The 19,140-nt window shown below is 66.3% G+C and carries 12 protein-coding genes; 8 read left to right on the forward strand and 4 right to left on the reverse strand.

The genetic code is table 11. From position 1 onward, the window contains the following. The first annotated feature begins 188 nt into the window (after positions 1-188). The 4 genes from AB4Y92_RS12225 to fusA all read left to right on the forward strand — a co-directional run bounded on the left by AB4Y92_RS12225 (position 189) and on the right by fusA (position 8,695). Entirely contained in the window at positions 189-1,724 is a 1,536-nt protein-coding gene (locus AB4Y92_RS12225) for a hypothetical protein (protein WP_441819884.1), read from the forward strand. Beyond that, positions 1,721-2,707, forward strand: a complete 987-nt coding sequence (locus AB4Y92_RS12230) for a hypothetical protein (protein WP_441819885.1) — start codon at positions 1,721-1,723, stop codon at positions 2,705-2,707. The genes AB4Y92_RS12225 and AB4Y92_RS12230 overlap by 4 nt, the downstream gene beginning before the upstream one ends. Further along, complete coding sequence (locus AB4Y92_RS12235; protein WP_441819886.1) at positions 2,700-5,504, forward strand: AAA family ATPase; 2,805 nt, start codon at positions 2,700-2,702, stop codon at positions 5,502-5,504. The genes AB4Y92_RS12230 and AB4Y92_RS12235 overlap by 8 nt, the downstream gene beginning before the upstream one ends. 1,142 nt (positions 5,505-6,646) lie before the next feature. Next, positions 6,647-8,695 carry an elongation factor G gene (gene fusA / locus AB4Y92_RS12240; protein WP_441819887.1) on the forward strand — a complete coding sequence of 683 codons (2,049 nt, stop codon included), beginning with the start codon at positions 6,647-6,649 and terminating at the stop codon, positions 8,693-8,695. A 254-nt stretch (positions 8,696-8,949) separates the two neighbouring features. Here fusA and AB4Y92_RS12245 read toward each other — a convergent pair whose 3' ends face one another. Both AB4Y92_RS12245 and AB4Y92_RS12250 read right to left on the reverse strand, forming a co-directional pair. Next, positions 8,950-9,966, reverse strand: a complete 1,017-nt coding sequence (locus AB4Y92_RS12245; RefSeq protein ID WP_441819888.1) for a zinc-binding alcohol dehydrogenase family protein — start codon at positions 9,964-9,966, stop codon at positions 8,950-8,952. Between the two features lie 108 nt (positions 9,967-10,074). After that, positions 10,075-11,322 (reverse strand): SGNH/GDSL hydrolase family protein, encoded by a 1,248-nt coding sequence (locus AB4Y92_RS12250; RefSeq protein ID WP_441819889.1) that lies wholly within the window; start codon positions 11,320-11,322, stop codon positions 10,075-10,077. A gap of 131 nt (positions 11,323-11,453) precedes the next feature. On the opposite strand from AB4Y92_RS12250, the gene AB4Y92_RS12255 reads away from it, so the two are divergent. Further along, positions 11,454-12,359: a LysR substrate-binding domain-containing protein gene (locus tag AB4Y92_RS12255; RefSeq protein ID WP_441819890.1), complete on the forward strand. Its 906-nt coding sequence runs from the start codon at positions 11,454-11,456 to the stop codon at positions 12,357-12,359. A gap of 220 nt (positions 12,360-12,579) precedes the next feature. Here the strand turns inward: AB4Y92_RS12255 and AB4Y92_RS12260 are convergent, their stop codons facing one another. Continuing rightward, complete coding sequence (locus AB4Y92_RS12260) at positions 12,580-13,860, reverse strand: MFS transporter (RefSeq protein ID WP_441819891.1); 1,281 nt, start codon at positions 13,858-13,860, stop codon at positions 12,580-12,582. Between the two features lie 100 nt (positions 13,861-13,960). On the opposite strand from AB4Y92_RS12260, the gene AB4Y92_RS12265 reads away from it, so the two are divergent. After that, a complete protein-coding gene (locus tag AB4Y92_RS12265) occupies positions 13,961-14,875 on the forward strand; it encodes a LysR family transcriptional regulator (protein ID WP_441819892.1) in 915 nt (304 codons plus the stop codon). 1,103 nt (positions 14,876-15,978) lie between these two features. Here the strand turns inward: AB4Y92_RS12265 and AB4Y92_RS12270 are convergent. Next, entirely contained in the window at positions 15,979-16,770 is a 792-nt protein-coding gene (locus AB4Y92_RS12270) for a DODA-type extradiol aromatic ring-opening family dioxygenase (RefSeq protein WP_441819893.1), read from the reverse strand. A gap of 232 nt (positions 16,771-17,002) precedes the next feature. Between AB4Y92_RS12270 and AB4Y92_RS12275 the strand changes: the two genes are divergently transcribed. Together AB4Y92_RS12275 and AB4Y92_RS12280 are read left to right on the forward strand one after the other, a co-directional pair. Then, complete coding sequence (locus tag AB4Y92_RS12275; RefSeq protein ID WP_441819894.1) at positions 17,003-18,460, forward strand: bifunctional 2-methylcitrate dehydratase/aconitate hydratase; 1,458 nt, start codon at positions 17,003-17,005, stop codon at positions 18,458-18,460. A gap of 246 nt (positions 18,461-18,706) precedes the next feature. Then, the coding region (locus tag AB4Y92_RS12280; protein WP_441819895.1) for an outer membrane beta-barrel protein at positions 18,707-19,140 on the forward strand (434 nt) is incomplete at its 3' end.

Here is a 19,140-nt window from a genome sequence, read left to right on the forward strand (position 1 = left end):
TTGCGCACGATGCCGGTAAAAGCGCGGCAATTCAAGGGCAATATTCCGCCGAACCGCGGATTCGCCCGGGCCCGGGGCGGCCTGGATCAAGGCGGCGCGAAGACAGGCACGCGGCGGCGGCGAACGCAACGGTTGTCACGGATGCGGCGCATCGCCGAACATGCCCGACCCCCCGTAGTCCGTACTCCATGGATCCAGTCACCGAAACCAGCATCCAGGACTACCTGCGCGCCGACATCGTCGCCGCCGATCTGCCCGACCTGCAGCCCCTGCTGGGCGCGCGCGAACTGCTGCGCGCGTTCTCCACCCTGTTCCACGGCGGCGAGGAGTCGGTGATGGTGCGGCTGCTGGTGCTGCGCGCGATCGGCGAACGCGGACAGGCGCCGGACTGGACCCCGCAGGAACTGCGCGAACACTTCGCCTACCTGGAGCCGGTCAAGTTCGACACCGTGATCGGGCGCCTGCGCGACAACGATCTGCTGCTGTGGGACAACGAAAGCCAGCGCTACCGCATCAGCCCGGCCGGCCGTCAGGCGCTGTCGGCGATCGGCCTGTTGCTGCAGTTCAACCGCGAAGGCGACGAGCTGGCCTACGTCACCGCGCAGATCGCCGCCGGCCAGGCGGTGGGGCGGGTGCGTCCGGACGACCTGCAGCATCTGCTCTCGCGCCTCAACGAATTGCGCGAAGACTTCGATCAGGCCGTGCTCAGCGGCTCGGAACACCGCATCCTGCGCGCCGCCGGCACCTTGCAGCAGGCCTGGCGCTGGATCGAGAAAGGCACGCAGATCGTCGAGGAAATTTCCTCCGACCTGGAACTCGACAGCCACACCCACCGCGTCGCCCAGCAGATCGGCCGCGCGCAGAGCGCGATGCTGCGCCAGGCTTCGGTGTTCCAGCGCGCGCTGAGCACGCTGGACCGCCATCGCGTGCATCTGGGCGCGAGCGGTTTGTCGTCCTCGGATGTGAACCGCTTCCTGCGCGATCTGGACATCGACGCGCTCGCCGCCATCGCCGACGACGTGCTCGCGCGTTCGGCGATTCCGGCCTTCATGCTGTCGCCGATCGCCCTGGACGTGGCCGAGTACGAACTGGTCGAACGCGAACGCGAAGCGCGCGAAGATCAGTCGCTGCCGCCGTCGATGGCCGCGCCCAGCAGCGAAGGCTCGCCGGCGGCGGCCACCGATTTCCAGTTCGCCGAACACTGGCTGGACGAACTCACCGCGCTGGCCGCGGCCGACGGCGAGGCGACGGCGTTGAGCGCACTGGTGCCGCGCGACGGCTTCTCGCTGAGCGCCTACCGCATGTCGCTGCTCGGCCTGATCGGCGATCCCGGCGCGGAAAACCGCGAAGGCGTCAGCGCCTCGATGGCGCGTTTGCCGCTGGCCTGGCATGTCGAGCCCGAATTCGAAATCGTCGAACGCGCCGGCGTGGCCTATATGAGCCGCAGCCGCCTGCAGACGGTGAGCGAAGAAGAGCGCTTGCAGGCGCGCGCGCCGCGCAAGCGTTCCAAGGCCGACATCGCCGAAGCCGAAGCCTCCGACCAACTGGAGCGGGTGATCGAAGACGGCGACGACGATGCCGTCGCCGCGTCCGGCGCGCGCAAACGCGCCGCGCGAGCGGACAAGACCGACAAGAACACCGATAAGAAGACCGCCTCCGCGCGCGGCACCGGGCAACCGGCCCGGCGCGCGAAAGCGGCGAAGGCAACCGCGGAAACCCCATGACCGACCCTATCGCTTCATTGATCGCGCGGCTGATCGCCGAGCGCTGGCTGCCGCGCGACGACATCGCCGTGCGCGAACTGCTCACCGACGCCGAATTGCGCAACGACCTCGACCGCCGCTTGGCGTCGGTGGGCCTGCGCCTGCTCGAACATCCTTATGCCGCCAACATCGCGGTGTGCATCGCGCGCCCGCAGGAGTCGGCGGTGTTCGGCAGCGCCAAGGCCTGGTCCTCGACCAATCTGCAACTCGACCGCGACGCGATCGCGCTGCTGGTGGTGCTGTGGGCGCTGCTGGTGCTGCCCAAGCGCCAGCGCCAGATCGCTCGGCAACAGGCCGACCGCGATCAGGACCAGGAGCAGATGTTCGCCGAACTCAAGCCGGTGCCGGTCGGCGCGGAAGTGGTCGAGCCGATCAACGAGCGCACCTTGCTCGCCGACTTCGGCGACAAGCTCGGCGGCAAGACCCGCATCCAGTTCAATCTCGGCGCGTTGGCGCGGCAGGGCTTCATCCTGCGGCGCAAGGAGCGCATCCATGAAGGGCCGATGCTGGATCTGGCCCTGGACTACGAACGCATCGCCGGCCGGGTGATGGACGGTGCCTTGTCGTACGTGGTCGCCGAGGCGCGTCAACACGCACTGGAACTGGCGGCGATCGAAGCGGCCGAAGCCGCAGCCGGCGAGAACGGCGAGAGCGTTGCGGCGGCGAACGACGCCGAGGCCATCGACGACGCCACCCACGAAGCGGCGATCGAAAACGACGGCTACATCGACTTCGATGCCGCGGCGTTCGAGCAGTCGCTGATGGAAGACGACGACGCCGATGCGTCGGCCGATGCCGCGCTCGATGCGCACGACGCCGAAGCCATCGCCGCCGAGCCGTTGCCGCAACTGGCCGACGCCGGCGACGCTGGCGAACACACCGAACCCCCGGAATCGTCCCCGGACACCGAAGCCAAGCACGAGGAGGCCGCGGCCGATGTTTGAATTCCGCTCGCTGGAAGTCGTGCACTGGGACTACTGGCAGCGTTTCCAGCTGCCGCTGGACGCGTCCATCGTCACCGTGGTCGGCCCGAACGGTTCGGGCAAGACCACCTTGCTCGATGCGCTGCGCACCCTGCTCGCGATCGAAGACCGCGACACCGCACGCGACTACAAGACGTATCTGCGCCATAACGGCAAGCCGTATGCATGGCTGCGCGGCGTGGTCAGCAACCGCCCCGACCGCCGCGGCGGCCGGCCGTTCTTTCCGATCAAGGACGATCTGGTCACGCTGGCCTGCCGCATCCGCAAGCGCGGCGGCGACTGGAGCCGCGACTACCAGATCGTCGGCGGCGACGTGCCGGTGGAAACGCTGGAGCAGGGCGGCGATTGGCTGGGCGTGCGCGACTATCGCGTGCGTCTGGCCGGGGCCGGCCTGACCCGCGCGATCTGCCGCGTGCTCACCCTGGAGCAGGGCGCGACGGACAAACTCTGCCAGTACTCGCCGCGCGATCTGTTGCAGTTGATCTTCGACGTGTTCGAAGACAAGGCTGTGCTCGACGACTATCAGCGCGCGCGCACCGAGCAGTTCGATGTCGAGAAGGAATTGCAGCACCTGGGCCAGGATCTGGCCGGTCTGCACCTGCGTCTGGAATCGGCCAAGGCCGACGTGCGTTCGTTCGAGGAAGGCAATGCGCTGCGCAATCAGCGCCAGCGCCTGGAAAGCGAGATCGCGCCGAAGGTGGAACTGGCCGATCAGCGCAACGCCATCGAAGGCGCCAAGCCGCGCCTGACCGGCCTGCGCCGCGCGCTGCGCGAGCGCGAACGCGCGCTGGAGGAGATGCGCAGCGAGGACGCGATCGCCTCCGGCGGCCGCGACGTGCTGGCCGAAGCGATCCGTGAAGCGCGCCGTCAGGTCGGCGCTAGCGAACAGGCCTTCACCCAGGCCCGCGACGCCGCGCGCGATGCCGAGATGCTGGTCAAGCGCCGCGACGAACTGGCCAAGCTGCAGGCGCAGCGCGGCGAAGTCGATGTCGAAGCGCTCAGCGCCAGCGTCGAGAACGGGCGCCGCCGTCAGGCCGAGCTGCGCCTGGAAGCCGAGCGCGACCGCAAGCGCGCCGGCGAGATTTCCGCGCAGACCGCCGCGCTCAGCGGCGGCGGCCGCATCGTCGAACCGTTCGAACGCGACTTCCGCGCCGGACTCGATCAGGCCGGCATCGCCCATCACGTGCTGACCGAGCTGGTCGAGATCACCGATCCGCAGTGGTCGGTCGCGGTCGAAGCGGTGCTGGCGCCTTATCGCCATCTGCTGGTGCTGGAAAATCCCAAGCAGGCGCGCACCGCGTGGCAACTCGGCGAAAGCCAGCAGTACCGCCATTTCATCGTCGCCGAACGCGCGCCTGTCACCAAGGCCAGCGCCGGCTCGTTGCTGGAAGTGGTGCGATTCTCGGCCGATCCGCCCGCTTGGTTGCCGCGCCAGCTCGATCGCATTCGCCGCGTCACCGACATCGAACACGGCTCGCGTCTGCCGGCCGGGCAGGACTGGATCACCCAGAAGGGTTATCTGCGCGAAAGCCGCGGCGGCCGCCATATCGGCGGCAACCAGCATCACTTCGGTACCGGCGCGCGGCAGTCGCAACTGGTCGAGTTGCGCGCCGAACAGGCGGTGATCGCGCAGCGCGCGCAGTCGCGCGAAGCCGAGTTGCAGGAGCTCAATCAGCGCGTGGACGCCGATCAGTCGCGTCTGCTCGGGCTGGACGCGACTCAGGAGTTGGTCACCCGCGCGGCCGAATTCGCAGATGCCCAGGCGCGCCTGCCGGAACTGGCCGAAGCTGCCGGACAAGCCGCCGCGGCCTTGGCGCAGGCACGGGCGAAGATCGACGAAGCCGCCGATCAGGACAAGGCCGAAGGCATCGCCGCGGCCAAGCGTCAGGGCCAGATCGACGCGCTCGCGCGCGAGCTGCGCGAACGCGCGCAGCAGATCAACGGCGAGCGCCAGAGCCTGATCCAGCGCATCGTCGATTATCGGCGCAAGCGCGCGCTGATGCCTGAGAGCTGGCGCAGCGCGGTCGCCTTGCAGGCGGCGCGCGCGGAATACGAAAGCGCCTCGGCGGTGCGTCGCGAGATCGAGCGCATCGACGATCGCCTTTCGCGCGGCGGCTTCGTCACCGATGAATCGTGCATTCCGCTGCGCGACAAGATCGGCGCCGATCACGACGAACTGGAAAGCTCGATCGGCCGTCGCGAAGCGCATCTGGATCGCGCCAAGCGGCTGACCGAGGAAGCGCGCGGCGCCTACATCAACGTGTTGCGCGCCACCGTGCGTCGCTACAAGAAGAACCTCGCCGCGCTGGGCGAACTGGCCGGTATCGGCGTTGACGCCGACATGCCGGAGTTGGCCAACAACGACGTCGCCCTGGCCCAGGCCGGTTTGTCCGTGCGTTTCGATTTCGACCGCAAGGGCTGGATCGGCCTGGACGACGGCGAGGCCTCGGGCGGCCAGCAGGTGATGAAGTCGCTGCTGCTGCTGGTGGCGTTGCTGCGCGACGAGGACCAGCCGGGTGGTTTCGTTTTCATCGACGAACCCTTCGCGCATCTGGACGTATTCAACATCGAAAAGGTCGGGCGCTTCCTGCGCGCGACCGACGCGCAGTACATCCTGACCACGCCGATCACGCACAACCTCAACGTGTTCGATCCGTCGGACCTGGTGCTGACCACCAGCAAGCGCCGCGGCGGCAGCCCGTGGGCGGAAGCGGTGGCGGTGTTGAAGCGGCAGCGCGAGGACAGCAAGGCGGCGTGAGTCGCTTTGCTGTGGCGCGGCGATGCGTCGCCGCCCCGGAGTTTTGTACCAACCAGTCCTCAAAATCCTCCCTAACGCCTCCCCCCTTTGAAAAAGGGGGGGGCAGGGGGGATTCGCTTTTCGCTCCAGCCCGCCGTCGCCTCCAAGCAAAAAAGCAAATCCCCCGCGCTGTAGATTCGCGGGCACACCTACATTGCGCCGGGCGCCCGCCCCCTTTTTCAAAGGGGGCGATGTGTTTGCGCTAAGAGCTGTGGGGAAGACAGGACAATCCAATCGCGAACCCGCCAGAACGCTTCCCCCCTTTGAAAAAGGGGGGCTAGGGGGGATTTGCTTTTAGCCTCAACCCACCGTCGTCGCTGCACGAAAAGCAAATCCCCCGCGCTGTAAATTCGCGGGCACACCGACATTGCGCCGGGCGCCCGCCCCCTTTTTCAAAGGGGGCGATGGGTTTGCGCTAAGAGGTGCGGAGGAAGACAGGACGACCCGATCGTGAACCCGCCAGAACGCTTCCCCCCTTTGAAAAAGGAGGGCTAGGGGGGATTTGCTTTTAGCCTCAACCCGCCGTCGTCGCTGCACGAAAAGCAAATCCCCCGCGCTGTAAATTCGCGGGCACACCGACATTGCGCCGGGCGCCTGCCCCCTTTTTCAAAGGGGGCGATGTGTTTGCGTTCGCAGGAAGGAGCATCCACGGGATCGTGCACCGGCTGGAACGATAAATCCCAGCCACAGCAGCCCATCCCTAGTTGACTCCTGCCGCATCGCCCTTACTCTATGCACACGCAAAACCACCCGATCTTTCAGGCCGCATCCGTCATGAAGCGTTTCCCGCTACTGATATCGCAGCACGCCTCGCGCGAGAGCGCGGGCCGGGTGCGCCTGCCTCCTGTGATCTTCGGTTCGCGGTCGATGTAATCCGACCCGCCGCAGCCACACCAGACCAGAGCACCCGCACGGGTGCTTTTTTATTGCCTGACGTTTCCCAAAGCCCGGCCGCCAAGGCCGGATTCCACTCGCCGAAGTCGCACCAACCCCAAGGAGAACGTGTCGTGAATACCGCGGCCGATACCCAAACCTAGCCGCGCGCCCTGTCGCCAACCGAGGACGCGCGGCCTTCCTTTGTTGGCAACATCGTGAATCTATTTATGAACACCACCATTGCTTCCAGCTGGCGCAACCTCGGCATCATCGCCCACGTAGACGCGGGCAAAACCACGCTCACCGAACGCCTGTTGTGGAAAACCGGCGCGATCCATCGCATGGGCGAAGTCCACGATGGCGCGACCACCACCGACTTCACCAGCATCGAGAAAGACCGCGGCATAACCATCGGCGCCGCGGCCGTGCAGACGCGCTGGACGCCGCAAGGCCATAGCGAGCATCGCCTGACCATCATCGACACGCCCGGCCACATCGATTTCGCGATCGAAGTCGAGCGTTCGCTGCGCGTGCTAGATGGCGCCGTCGCCGTGTTCAGCGCGGTCGATGGCGTGCAGCCGCAATCGGAAACCGTGTGGCGCCAGGCGCGCCGGCACGGCGTGCCGCTGATCGCGTTCGTCAACAAGATGGACCGCGTCGGCGCTTCGTTCGAGCGCACGCTCGCGCAGATGCGCGAGAAGCTCGACGCGGTGCCGTGGCCGCTGGGCCAGTCGGTCGGTATCGAAAACGAGCTGCAAGGCTGGGTCGATTACGTCGCCCGCGACATCGTGCTGTGGGACCAGGACAATCACTTGTCCCGCCGTCCCTGGAGCGACGACGAAGCGCGCGAGTTCGAGCCGCTGCGTTTGCGCCTGATCGAAGCGGTCGCCGATCACGACGACGAGTTGGCCGAGGCCTTCCTCGACGCGCGCGCCATCGATGCCGGGCTGTTGAAGGCGGCCTTGCGTCGCGGCACGCTCAAGGGCGCGGGCACGCCGGTGCTCGGCGGTTCGGCGTTCAAGAACAAGGGCGTGGAAACGCTGTTGGACGCGATCGTCGATTACCTGCCTTCGCCGCTGGATAGGCCGTGGGTGCACGCCGAAAGCGAACGCGGCGAAGTCGCGCTCGCGCCGGATGCGTCCGGGCCGCTGGCCGGCTTGCTGTTCAAGATCGTGCACCAGGAACACGGTGCGCTGTCGTTCGTGCGCCTGTACTCGGGCACGCTGCGGGTCGGCGATACGGTGTGGGCATCGCGTCGCGACAAGCCGCAGCGCGTCGGCCGCCTGGTCGTGGTCCAGGCCAATCGCGGGCACGACGTCGATGTCGCCTATGCGGGCGAAATCGTCGCGATTCCGGGTTGGAAGGATGCGGTCAGCGGCGAGAGCCTGAGCGATCCGGGCGAGCGCTTGGTGCTGGACACGATCCAGGCCCAGCCGGCGGTGTTGTCGTGGCGTCTGACCGCGGGCAAGTCCGGCGATCTGATCCGTCTGGGCCAGGGCTTGGCCAGTCTGGCGCAGGAGGACCCGTCGTTCCGCGTCGGCACCGATTCGGAAACCGGCGAGACCCTGGTGTGGGGCATGGGCGAACTGCATCTGGACGTGATGGTCGAGCGCCTGCGCCAGGAGTGGAACGTCGAGGTGCGCACCGGTTCGCCGCGCGTGGCTTATCAGGAAACCCCGAGCCGCGCGGTGCGCGGGATCGAAGGCAAGCTGTCCAAGCAGAACGGCGGCACGGGGCAGTTCGCCCGTGTGGTCATCGATGTGGAGCCGCGCGAAGATGGGCAGTTCGAGTTCGTCGATCGCACGACCGGCGGCGTGGTGCCGCGCAACTTCGTCAACGCGACCGAAAAGGGCTTGCGTCTGGCGTTGGCGGAAGGGCCGTTGGGTTATCCGGTGGTCGGTTTGACGGTGACCTTGACCGACGGCCAGACCCACGCGGTGGATTCGTCCGAACTCGCGTTCCAACGCGCGGCGGGCGATGCGCTGAAGGCGGCGCTGGCGGAAAGCGGCACGACGCTGCTCGAGCCGGTGATGGCGCTGGTCATCGATACGCCCGCCGGCAATGTCGGCGACGTGGTCGGCGATCTGCAACGCCGCTCCGGCCGCGTGCTGGGCATCGAGGACAAGGGCCTGCGCACGGACGTGACCGCGCGCGCGCCGCTGGCGCAGTTGTCGGGTTACACGACCGCGTTGCGGTCGCTGACCCAAGGCCGCGCTTCGGCCTCGATGGTGTTCAACGGCTACGAGCAGGCGCGCAGTGCGCCGAAGGCCGCGTAAGTTTCATGCTGTAGGTAAGTGCGGTACGCAGAAAGGGAGAGGGGCCGGCATGCCGGCCCCTCTTTTTTTTTGGGATTGCTTATTTCGGGATTGCTTGTTTGCACATTGCCCGCGTTCGCTTTTTTTCTCGTCATTCCCGCGAAGGCGGGAATCCAGAGACTTCAGAGTCATGCGGCGGTGAAGCCCTGGATTCCCGCCTTCGCGGGAATGACGAGCAAAAGAGCATTCCCGTCAACTACGCCTCAGCCCCAACCTCACCACCCAGCCAACACCAACTTCCCGATCGTAGCCCCCGACTCCAACCGCCGATGCGTCTCGCGCATATTCGCCGCATCGATCTTGCCGAGGGTTTCGGTATGCGTGCCCTTGAGCTCGCCCGCGTCGATCAACTGCGCCACGCGATCGAGAATCTTGCCTTGCTCGACCATGTCCGGCGTCTTGAAGCGCGGCCGGGAGAACATCATTTCCCAGTGGATGCCGATGCACTTGGCCTTGTACGGGTCGCCGATCTTGAGCGCGCCGGAGGGTTCGACGATCAGGCCGACATGGCCCTGCGGCGCCAGCACTTCGCCCAGCGTTTCCCAGTAGCGGTCGGTGTCGGCCAGATTCAAGGCGGCATCGATCTGCTCGAAGCCCAACGCCTTGAGTTGCGGCGCCAGCGGCTGGCGGTGATCGATCACGTGATCGGCGCCCATCTGCTTGCACCACTCGACGCTTTCGCTGCGCGAGGCGGTGGCGATCACGCTGAAGCCGGCGCGCTTGGCGATCTGGATCGCGATCGAGCCCACGCCGCCGGCGCCGGCAATGATCAACAGCGACTTGCCGCGGCCGCCGTTGTCCGCATCGAACGGCATGCGCTGGAACAGCAGCTCCCAGGCGGTGATCGCGGTCAGCGGCAGCGCCGCGGCCTGGGCCGCGCTCAGCGAAGCCGGCGCGGCGCCGACGATGCGCTCATCGACCAGATGCAGTTCGCTGTTGGTGCCCGGACGGGTGATGTCGCCGGCGTAGTAGACGCGGTCGCCGACCTTGAAGCGGGTGACGTTCTCGCCGACCGCTTCGACGATGCCGGCGGCGTCAAAGCCCAGCACGCGCGGCTGCGCTTCCACCTGCGGCTTGGGCGAACGCACCTTGGTGTCGACCGGATTGACCGAGATCGCCTCGACCCGCACCAGCAGATCGTGGCCGCCGGCGGTCGGCGCGGGCAGTTCGACATCCACCAGCGATTGCGGATCGTCGATCGGAAGATAACGGGTGAGGGCTACGGCTTTCATTACGGACTCCAGACTGCGTGGGGAAGGTCGGGCCGGCATCGACGCGTCGATGCCGGATTGTGCGGGAAAGAATCGAAGGGTTCTGCGAAAACCGGACAGGTCCGCGCGTCAACGCGGAGCGAACAACATCGCCTCGTCGATGGCCTCGGCCATCGCGCGATAACCGGCGTCGCCCGGATGCAGGTGATCGCCGGAGTCGTAGGCCGGCAGGAATCGCGCCGGATGCGCGGGGTCGCGGGTGATCGCGTCGAAATCGACCACCGCGTCGAACTCGCCGCTGTCGCGGATCCAGGCGTTGACGCTCTGGCGCACCTTGTCCTTGTCGGTGTCGTAGTAGCCGCTGATCGGCGAATCGGCCAGCGCGCCTTCGAACGGCGTCAGCGTGGCGCCGACGATGCGCAGCGAATTCAGGCGCGCACGCGCGATCAACTGGCGATAGCCGGCGATCAGGCGCTGCGCGCTCATCGGCGCGCGCTTGGGTTCGAAGCTGCTGCCGGGCCAGCCGATGTCGTTGATCCCGAGCAGGACGAAGACGGTGTCGGCCTTTTGCCCGAGCACGTCGCGCTCGAAGCGCGCCAGCGCGCTCACGCCCATGCCGTCGTTGAGCACCTGGCCGCCGGAAATGCCGGCGTTGAGCACGGCGACATCGCGCTGGGCCAGACGTGCGGCGAGAAAGTCCGGCCAGCGCCGGTTCTGGTTGGGCGTGGACGCGGCGCCGTCGGTGATCGAATCGCCGAGCACGACCACGCTGCGCGTCGCCGCCGGTGCCTGCACGTACACGCCGCTGAGGAAGGGGCGGGTCTGGATCGTCTCGCCTTGCAGCTGCGCATCGGCGGCGCGATTGCCGGAGGTGAGGTAGGCGTCCTGGCGGCCTTCCCAGTGCAAGGTCTTGAGCGCGGTGGTCTGCGGCAGGTACAGGCTGACCGCGACTTCGCCGAGCGCGGCGACATCGAGCGCGATCGGATCGCTGAGCACCGGCGCGCCGGGCTGGATCGTCACCGACGGTTGGCCGCCGAAGGTGATCGCGCGATCGCTGCCGGCTTCGATACGCGCGCCGCCGCCGCTGCGGGCGATGTGCGCCGCGCCGATGGTCACCGGCTGCTCGCCGTAGGCGTTCGACAGCTCGATGCGCAGTTGCTTGCCGCCGAGGCTGACCCGCGCGACCTGGCGCACGGTCTGGTCGCGCAGCTGCGCCGGCGCACCGTTGGGCAGGACGAAGCCGGCCGGCAACGCGGCCTGCGGGCTGGCGGTCCAGGTGCCGACCCAGCGCGAAGGGCCGGCGGCCTGCGCCGGAGCGGCGGCCAGGGTCAGCGCGAGTGCGGCGGCGGCGAGGGGTTTGGGCAAGTGAGTGGTCATGGCCTGAATTCGGAAGGCGTCGGGGATTCGACGACGCTCAAGCTAGGTTCTTCTGTATTGGCCCGGTAGAAGGCGAAATCGCATATGCTCCATTCCATATTGGAATGAGTCGGCGAATCCCCGGGAGCCTTATGGACACACTTCGCGGCATGCAGACCTTCGTGCGCGCGGTCGAGCTGGGCAGCCTGTCGGCGGTGGCGCGCGAGCAGGGCAGCACCCAGCCGACCATCAGCAAGACCGTGGCCGCGCTGGAGCAGGAACTGGGCGTGCGCCTGCTTCAGCGCAGCACCACCCATCTGGCGCCGACCGAACAGGGCCGGCGCTTCTACGAACGCGCGCGGCGGGTGATCGAGGAATACGGCGAAGCGGTGGCCGATGCGCGTGGCCTGAGCGAGACGCCGGCCGGCTTGCTGCGGATCAGCGCGCCGGTCAGCGTGGGTGTGCTGCGGATGAATCGGTTGGTGCAGGAATTTCTCGCGCTGTATCCGCAGATCGAGATCGAGCTGATCCTCAACGACCGCTTCGTCGATCTGGTCGAGGAAGGCATGGACGTGGCGCTGCGGCTCGGCGCCAACCTGCCGCCGAACGTGGTGGCGCGCCGCGTGGCGGTATCGCCGCGCGGGTTGGTGGCCTCGGTCGGTTATCTGGCGACGCATCCGCGCATCGATGCGCCGGACGACGTGCTGGCGCACAACTATCTGCGTTTCGCCTGGGCCAGCGAGAGTTTCGAATTGCACGGGCCCGGCGGCGAAGTGCAGCGGCTGCAGGCGAACGGACGTTATCGGATCAACAACTCGCTGGGGATACGCGAAAGTTTCCTGATCGGTGCGGGCCTGGGCCTGGCGCCGGCGTGGTTGGTGCAGGACCTGATCGACAGCGGCGAGTTGGCCTGGGTGTTGCCGCAGTGGAAGGCGTCGGCGCATGAGGCGTATCTGCTGTATCCGGCGCGGCGCTATCTGCCGTTGCGCACGCGGGTGCTGGTCGAATTTCTGCGCGAGCGCTTGCCGCAGTTGCCGGGGTTTTTTGCGGTGGAGTGAGGTGGGGCGGATTGCTATCGAGAAGGCGGAGGAACCTTCACGCACGAAATTCGTCACGAACGCATTGCGTCCTTCCAAGCCGTCATTCCCGCGAACGCGGGAATCCAGCGACTTTCGTGCACGTTCAAGGCAAGTCACTGGATTCCCGCGTTCGCGGGAATGACGAGCAAAAGCGGAGGCGGCGATTCGCATCGAAATGGGCTTCAGTCGAAGGTCGAACTCAACCTGCAGCGCAAACCGCAGCCGCTTCGCCTTCCTGCACAGCCCGCGCAGCAGCCCGCTTAGGCGCATCCAACTTAGCCGCCCAAACCGCCAGCACCAGCCCCGACAGCGTCACCAAAGCCGCGACCCAGGTCACCGCGCCCAGCCCGGGGCCGTGTTCGATCACCGCACCGCCCAGCCACGCACCCAGCGCATTGCCCAAGTTGAACGCACCGATATTCAAACTGGAAGCCAGGTTCTGCCCGGCCGGATCGGTCTTCTGCAACACCCACAGCTGCAGCGGCGGCACCGTCGCGAACGCGGCCACGCCGAGCAGGCCGACGAAGGCGATCGCGGCGATCGGGTGGTGCAGGGCGAAAGTCATCACGCCCAGCACCGCCGCCAACGCGATCAGCGTACCGATCAACGCCGGCGCCAGACGCTTGTCGGCCAGACGCCCGCCGATCAGATTGCCCAGGATCATGCCGCCGCCGAACACCAACAGAATCGGCGACACCGCCGCCTCGCTGAAGCCGCTGATGCGGGTAAGAATCGGCTGGATGAAGGTATAGACGGTAAACACGCCGGCGAAACCCAGCACCGTCATCAACAAGCCCAGCAGCACCTGCGGATGCACCACCGCCTTCACTTCGCGACGCAGCGCCACCGGCTCGGGCTTGCGCTTGTCCTTCGGCACCAGCGTGGCGATGACGACGGTCGCGATCAGGCCGATCACGGTCACCGCCCAGAACGTCGAGCGCCAGCCGTAGTGCAGGCCCAGCCACGCTCCGGCGGGGACGCCGAGCAAGGTGGCGACGGTCAGGCCGGTGAACATGATCGAGATCGCGGAGGCTTTCTTGTCGGCCGGCACCAGGCCGGTCGCGACCACCGCGCCGACGCCGAAGAAGGTGCCGTGCGCGAGCGAGGTGATCACCCGCGCGATCATCAGCACGGTGTAGTTCGGCGCGATCGCGCAGACGATGTTGCCGACAGTGAAGATCAGCATCAGCGCCACCAGCACGGCCTTGCGCGGCATGCGTCCGGTGGCGACGGTCAGCACCGGCGCGCCGACGAACACGCCCAGCGCGTAGCCGGAGATCAGCAGCCCGGCCGCGGCGATGCCGATGTGCAGGTCGGCCGCGACCTGCAGCAGCAGGCCCATGATCACGAACTCGGTGGTGCCGATGCCGAAGGCGCCGACGGTCAGCGCGTACAGCGCGATCGGCAGACCTTTGCGCGCGCCCGGTCCGGTCTCGGGGACGGCCGGGGTGTTGGAGGCGGAGGAAGACGGGGCATGCATGGGGGCGCATCCGTGGAAAGATGCGGCAGTCTGTGCCGTTGCATCTTGTGGAAAAACCCGCAGGATGGCGAATCACTCTCAACGATTCGTTGAAAATGCCATGGACCGCATCGCCGACCTGAATCTGTTCCTGCGGGTGCTAGACCTGGGCTCGATCAGCGCTGCCGCGCGCAGCCTGGACCTGTCGGTCGCGGTCGCCAGCCAGCGCCTCAAGCGCCTGGAGCGCGACCTGGGCGTGCGCCTGCTGCACCGGACCACCCGCCAGTTGCACGCCACCGCCGAGGGCGTGGCCTTGGCCGAACGCGGCCGCGCCCTGATCGAGGAGCTGGAAGCGCTGACCTCGGACCTGCGCCAGTCCGGCAGCGAGCCATCCGGGGTGTTGCGGGTGACCACTTCGGCCTCGTTCGGGCGCATGTACATCTCGCCGTTGCTGCCCGAGTTCCAGCGCCGCTATCCGGCGGTGCGGCTGAGCGTGAATCTCAACGACGAGCGCCTGGACCTGATCGCCTCGGGCATGGACCTGGCGATCCGGATCGGCCCGCTCGACGATTCGAGCCTGGTTGCGCGCAAGCTCGCCGACAACCGCCGCGTGCTGGCATGTTCGCCCGAATACCTGCGCCACCGCGTCGCGCCGCGGGTGCCGGAGGACTTGGCCGATCACGAATGCCTGTTGCTGGTCGGCGCGCAGGGCCGCATGGAGTACTGGCGCGTGGTCGATGCGGCGGGGCATGCGACGACGGTGAGGGTCAACGGCCGGCTGGAGAGCAATTTCGGCGAAGTGCTGCGCGATGCGGCGCTGGCGGGATTGGGGATCGCGCATTTCTCGGCCTGGCATGTGTACGAAGACTTGCGTGCCGGGCGATTGGTGGAGGTGTTGCCGGGTTATCGGTTGCCGGATACGGCGATCAACGCGGTGATGCCGCAGCGGCGATTCGTGCCGTTGCGGGTGCGGGCGTTTGTGGATTTCGTGGCGGAGTCGTTTGGGGAGGTGCCGCCGTGGGAGCGGGGGAGGTGAGGGGGCGCTGTTGTTGGTAGCGCGTGCTTCGTGGGCGTGGACCAAAACTTAGTTCGCCCGCGCCTTCGCTCTAGCGATAGGTCTTGCTCATGCAGTAGTCACGGCTTTTGAGTGCGCTACTGCGGCTGTTGCTGTCGTTGTTGCTGCTGCTGTTTTTTTGCAGTTGCTGTTGCTGTTGCCAATATTTTGCTTTGCCCTGCCTTTGCCTTTGTTGTTGCTGGGCGCCGCTAGTAACTCGCGAGACCAGGGACACCCGGAGGGCGGCGCACATGGACGTGCGCCGGGTCCCACCTTGGGCAGGATGCCCAATGTGGGACCTGCCTGCGCAAGCACCGCACTCGTGGCTCTTGATTCGAAACAGCCAAAGCCCTTTCTTTGGTTACTTTCTTTGTGGCTTTGGACAAAGAAAGTGACCCGCCGCTCTATGGCGGAAGCGTTTAGCGTTTGATCTCGCTTATGGCGTTTGATCTTGTTTGAAGCTTCTGATCTTGTTTGAGGCTCCTAAGAGCCCAGCATCCTTGATCGAAACAACCAGACCTGCGCACTCCCTCCTACCGTCATTCCCGCGAACGCGGGAATCCAGGGCCTTTCGTGCGAGAACGCTTGAAGTCGCTGGATTCCCGCTTTCGCGGGAATGACGAGCAAAAAATGCAGAAGCAGAGCAGAAACAAAGCAGAAGCAAGATCAAACGCCTAAAGCTTCCGCCATGGAGCGGCGGGTCACTTTCTTTGTCCAAAGCGACAAAGAAAGTAACCAAAGAAAACGCTTTGGCTGTTTCGAGTCAAAAGCCACGAGTGCGGGGCTTGCGCAGGCAGGTGCCACATTGGGCATCCTGCCCAAGGTGGCACCCGGCGCACGTCCATGTGCGCCGCCCTTCGGGTGTCCATCGGTCTCGCGAGTTACTAGCAGCGCCCAGCAACGGCTAAAGCAAAGCCGAAGCGGAAGCGGAAGCAGAGCAAAGCCGAGGCAAAGCAAAGCCGAAGCAAGCAAAGCCGAGGCAAGCACAGCCGAGGCAAGCACAGCCGAGGCAAGCACAGCCGAGGCAAGCACAGCCGAGGCAAAATCTCGGCAACGGCAACGGCAACGGCAACGGCAACTACGCCTCAATCGAACGCGAACGCATCCAACGCCAACGACCCCATCTCATGCGAACGATGAATCGTGCGCGCCGTCGGCGCATCGCCCGCCGCGCCCAGCGCCACGAACAACGGCATCAGATGCTCGACGGTCGGATGCGCATGACGCGCGTTCGGGGCCCGGTCGTGCCAGTCGAGCAAGGCCTCGCGATCGCCCGCGGCCAGCTTCTCGTGCATCCACGCGCTGAAATCGGCCGCCCACGGCGGCATCGGCGCGTCGCGCTGGCTCCAGTCCAGATCGCCCAGGTTGTGCACGAATCCGCCCGAGCCGATCACCAGCACGCCTTCGTCGCGCAACGCGGCCAAAGCCTGGCCCACGGCGAAGTGCTGCGCGGCCGTGCCGTGCGGCATGACCGATACCGGCACCACCGGAATGTCCGCCTGCGGATACATGCGCCGCAACGGCACCCACACGCCATGATCCAGACCGTGGTTGTCGCGCAGCTTGGCGTTGAGGCCGGCGTCGCTCAGGCGCGCGGCGATCTGTTCGGCCAGGCGCGGCTGGCCCGGCGCCGGGTACTGGATCTGGTACAGCGGCGGCGGAAAACCGCCGAAGTCGTGCACGGTGTGCGCCTTGTGATGACCGCCGACCATCGGCCGGTCGGTCATGAAGTGCGCCGAGGCGATCACGATCGCGCGCGGCCACGGCAATTGCTGGCCCAGCGAATCCAGGAAACGCCCGGCGGGCGAATCCTCCAGCGCCAGCATCGGCGAGCCGTGGGAAAGGAACAGGGTCGGAAGACGGGTGGGGATGTCCATGCACTGAAGGGTGATCCTCGCCCGGACGATTTCCAAGTTGAGCCGGCGCGCAGGATCGTTCTGTTGTTGCGACTAATTCGCAACAAGTGGGTCGATTGTTGAGTTTCGGGGGCGATGCGCCGCGCAAGCTGAAATTTGCCTGCAGGCGCGCACCGGAAATCCGCCGTCCCGCCGCGAGCCCGCGGTCTGGCAAAATAGCGGGCTCACTCACCCGTCCGCAGGCCCCGTGCACATGAGCCACTTCGACATCCGTTCGACCGTCCGCCCCGATCCCGACAAGCCGATGGTCGATATCGCCGACTACGTCGCCGATTACCAGATCGATTCGAAGGAAGCCTTCGACACCGCCCGCTACATGCTGCTGGACTCGCTGGCCTGCGCCGCATTGGCGATGGACCATAAGGAATGCCTCAAGCACCTGGGCCCGCTGGTTCCGGGCGCGCAGATGGCCGGCGGCGCGCGCGTGCCGTACACCTCCTATGAGCTCGACCCGGTCCAGGCCGCGTACAACATCGGCGTGCAGATCCGCTGGCTCGACTTCAACGACACTTGGCTGGCGGCCGAATGGGGCCACCCGTCCGACAACCTCGGCGCCATCCTCGGCGTGGCCGACTACCTGGGCCGCAAGGCCGAGGCTGAAGGCGGCAAGGCCATGACCGTGCGCGACGTGCTCGGCCATGCGATCAAGGCGCACGAAATCCAGGGCGGCTACGCGCTCAAGAATTCGTTCAACCGGGTCGGCCTGGACCACGTGATCCTGGTGCGTCTGGCCTCGACCGCCGTCACCACCCAGATGCTGGGCGGCAACAAGGAAGCGATCGTGACCGCCGTGTCGCACTCGTGGATCGACAACGGCGTGCTGCGCACCTACCGCCACGCGCCGAACACCGGCCCGCGCAAGAGCTGGGCCGCCGGCGACGCCTGCCGCCGCGCCGTCACCCACGCCCTCAACGCCGTCAAGGGCGTCGTCGGCTACCCGAGCGCGCTGTCGGTCAAGACCTGGGGCTTCTACGACATCGCCTTCAAGGGCAAGCAGTTCGAGTTCGAGCGCCCGTTCGGCAGCTATGTGATGGAGAACGTGCTGTTCAAGATCAGCTTCCCGGCCGAGTTCCACGCCCAGACCGCGGTCGAGTGCGCGATGAAGCTGCACGATCAGGTCAAGGACAAGCTGGACCAGATCGAGCGCGTCGAACTGGAAACGCAGGAAGCCGGCGTGCGCATCATCGACAAGACCGGCCCGCTGGCCAACTACGCCGACCGCGACCACTGCCTGCAGTACATGGTCGCCGTGCCGCTGATCTTCGGCCGCCTGACCGCCGACGACTACGTGGACGCCATCGCCGCCGACCCGCGTATCGACGCCCTGCGCGACAAGATGACGGTCAAGGAGAACGAGCAGTTCACCAAGGACTACTTCGACCCCGACAAGCGCTACATCGGCAACTCGGTGCAGGTGTTCTTCAAGGACGGCTCGTCCACCGAAAAGGTGTCCATCGACTTCCCGATCGGCCACCGCAAGCGCCGCGCCGAGGGCATCCCGGTGCTGATGGCCAAGTTCGAAGCCGCCGTCCGCGCCAAGCTGCCGGCCGCCCAGGCCGACCGCCTGCTGGCCCTGGCCAACAACCCGGCCGAGCTCGAAGCCCTGCCGGTGACCCAGTTCATGGCCCTGTTCGCCCAGCCGGCGAAGTAAACCGGCCGGTTATCCGCACCCGAGAAGTGCAGTTCGTTGCTGAACGGGCTGCCTTCTCGAACCTGAATGGATTGCGACCCGATCCCAGAATTCATGGAACCGAATCGAATGTTAGACGGTTGTTAACACCGCTTTCACGTTGGCAAACCTAATCTCTCGCTCGATGGCGTCATCCAGGCAGCCGTCCTGAACGGTAGAAACCTCGCAGACGCGGTTTCCATATTTTTAGAACCAGGAGCTACAACAATGAATAAGAAACTCCTCTGTGCCGCCTTGCTGGGTGGCCTGAGCATTGCGCAGGTCGCCAGCGCCCAGGATTTCGACGACCGTTGGTACATCACCGGCGCGGCCGGCATGAACATCCAGGACAACGATCGCGGCACCCGCAATGCTCCGTTCGGCGCCATCGGCCTGGGTAAGTTCCTGAACAAGAATTGGTCGCTCGACGGTGAGCTGAACTATCAGAACCCGAAGTTCGACGACAACCAGGACGCCAACTGGAGCCAGTACGGCATCTCGCTGGACCTGCGCCGCCACTTCGTGACCGACGGCCGTAACTGGAACCCCTACATCCTGATGGGCCTGGGCTATCAGCGTTCGGAAGAGGAATACCTCCTGCCGTCGCTGCTGTCGCCGGGCAACCGTAAGGACGGCAACCTCGCCGCCAAGGTCGGCGTGGG

The organism is Lysobacter sp. TAB13 (assembly GCF_052113885.1).
GTDB classification, from domain to species: Bacteria; Pseudomonadota; Gammaproteobacteria; order Xanthomonadales; family Xanthomonadaceae; genus Lysobacter; species Lysobacter gummosus.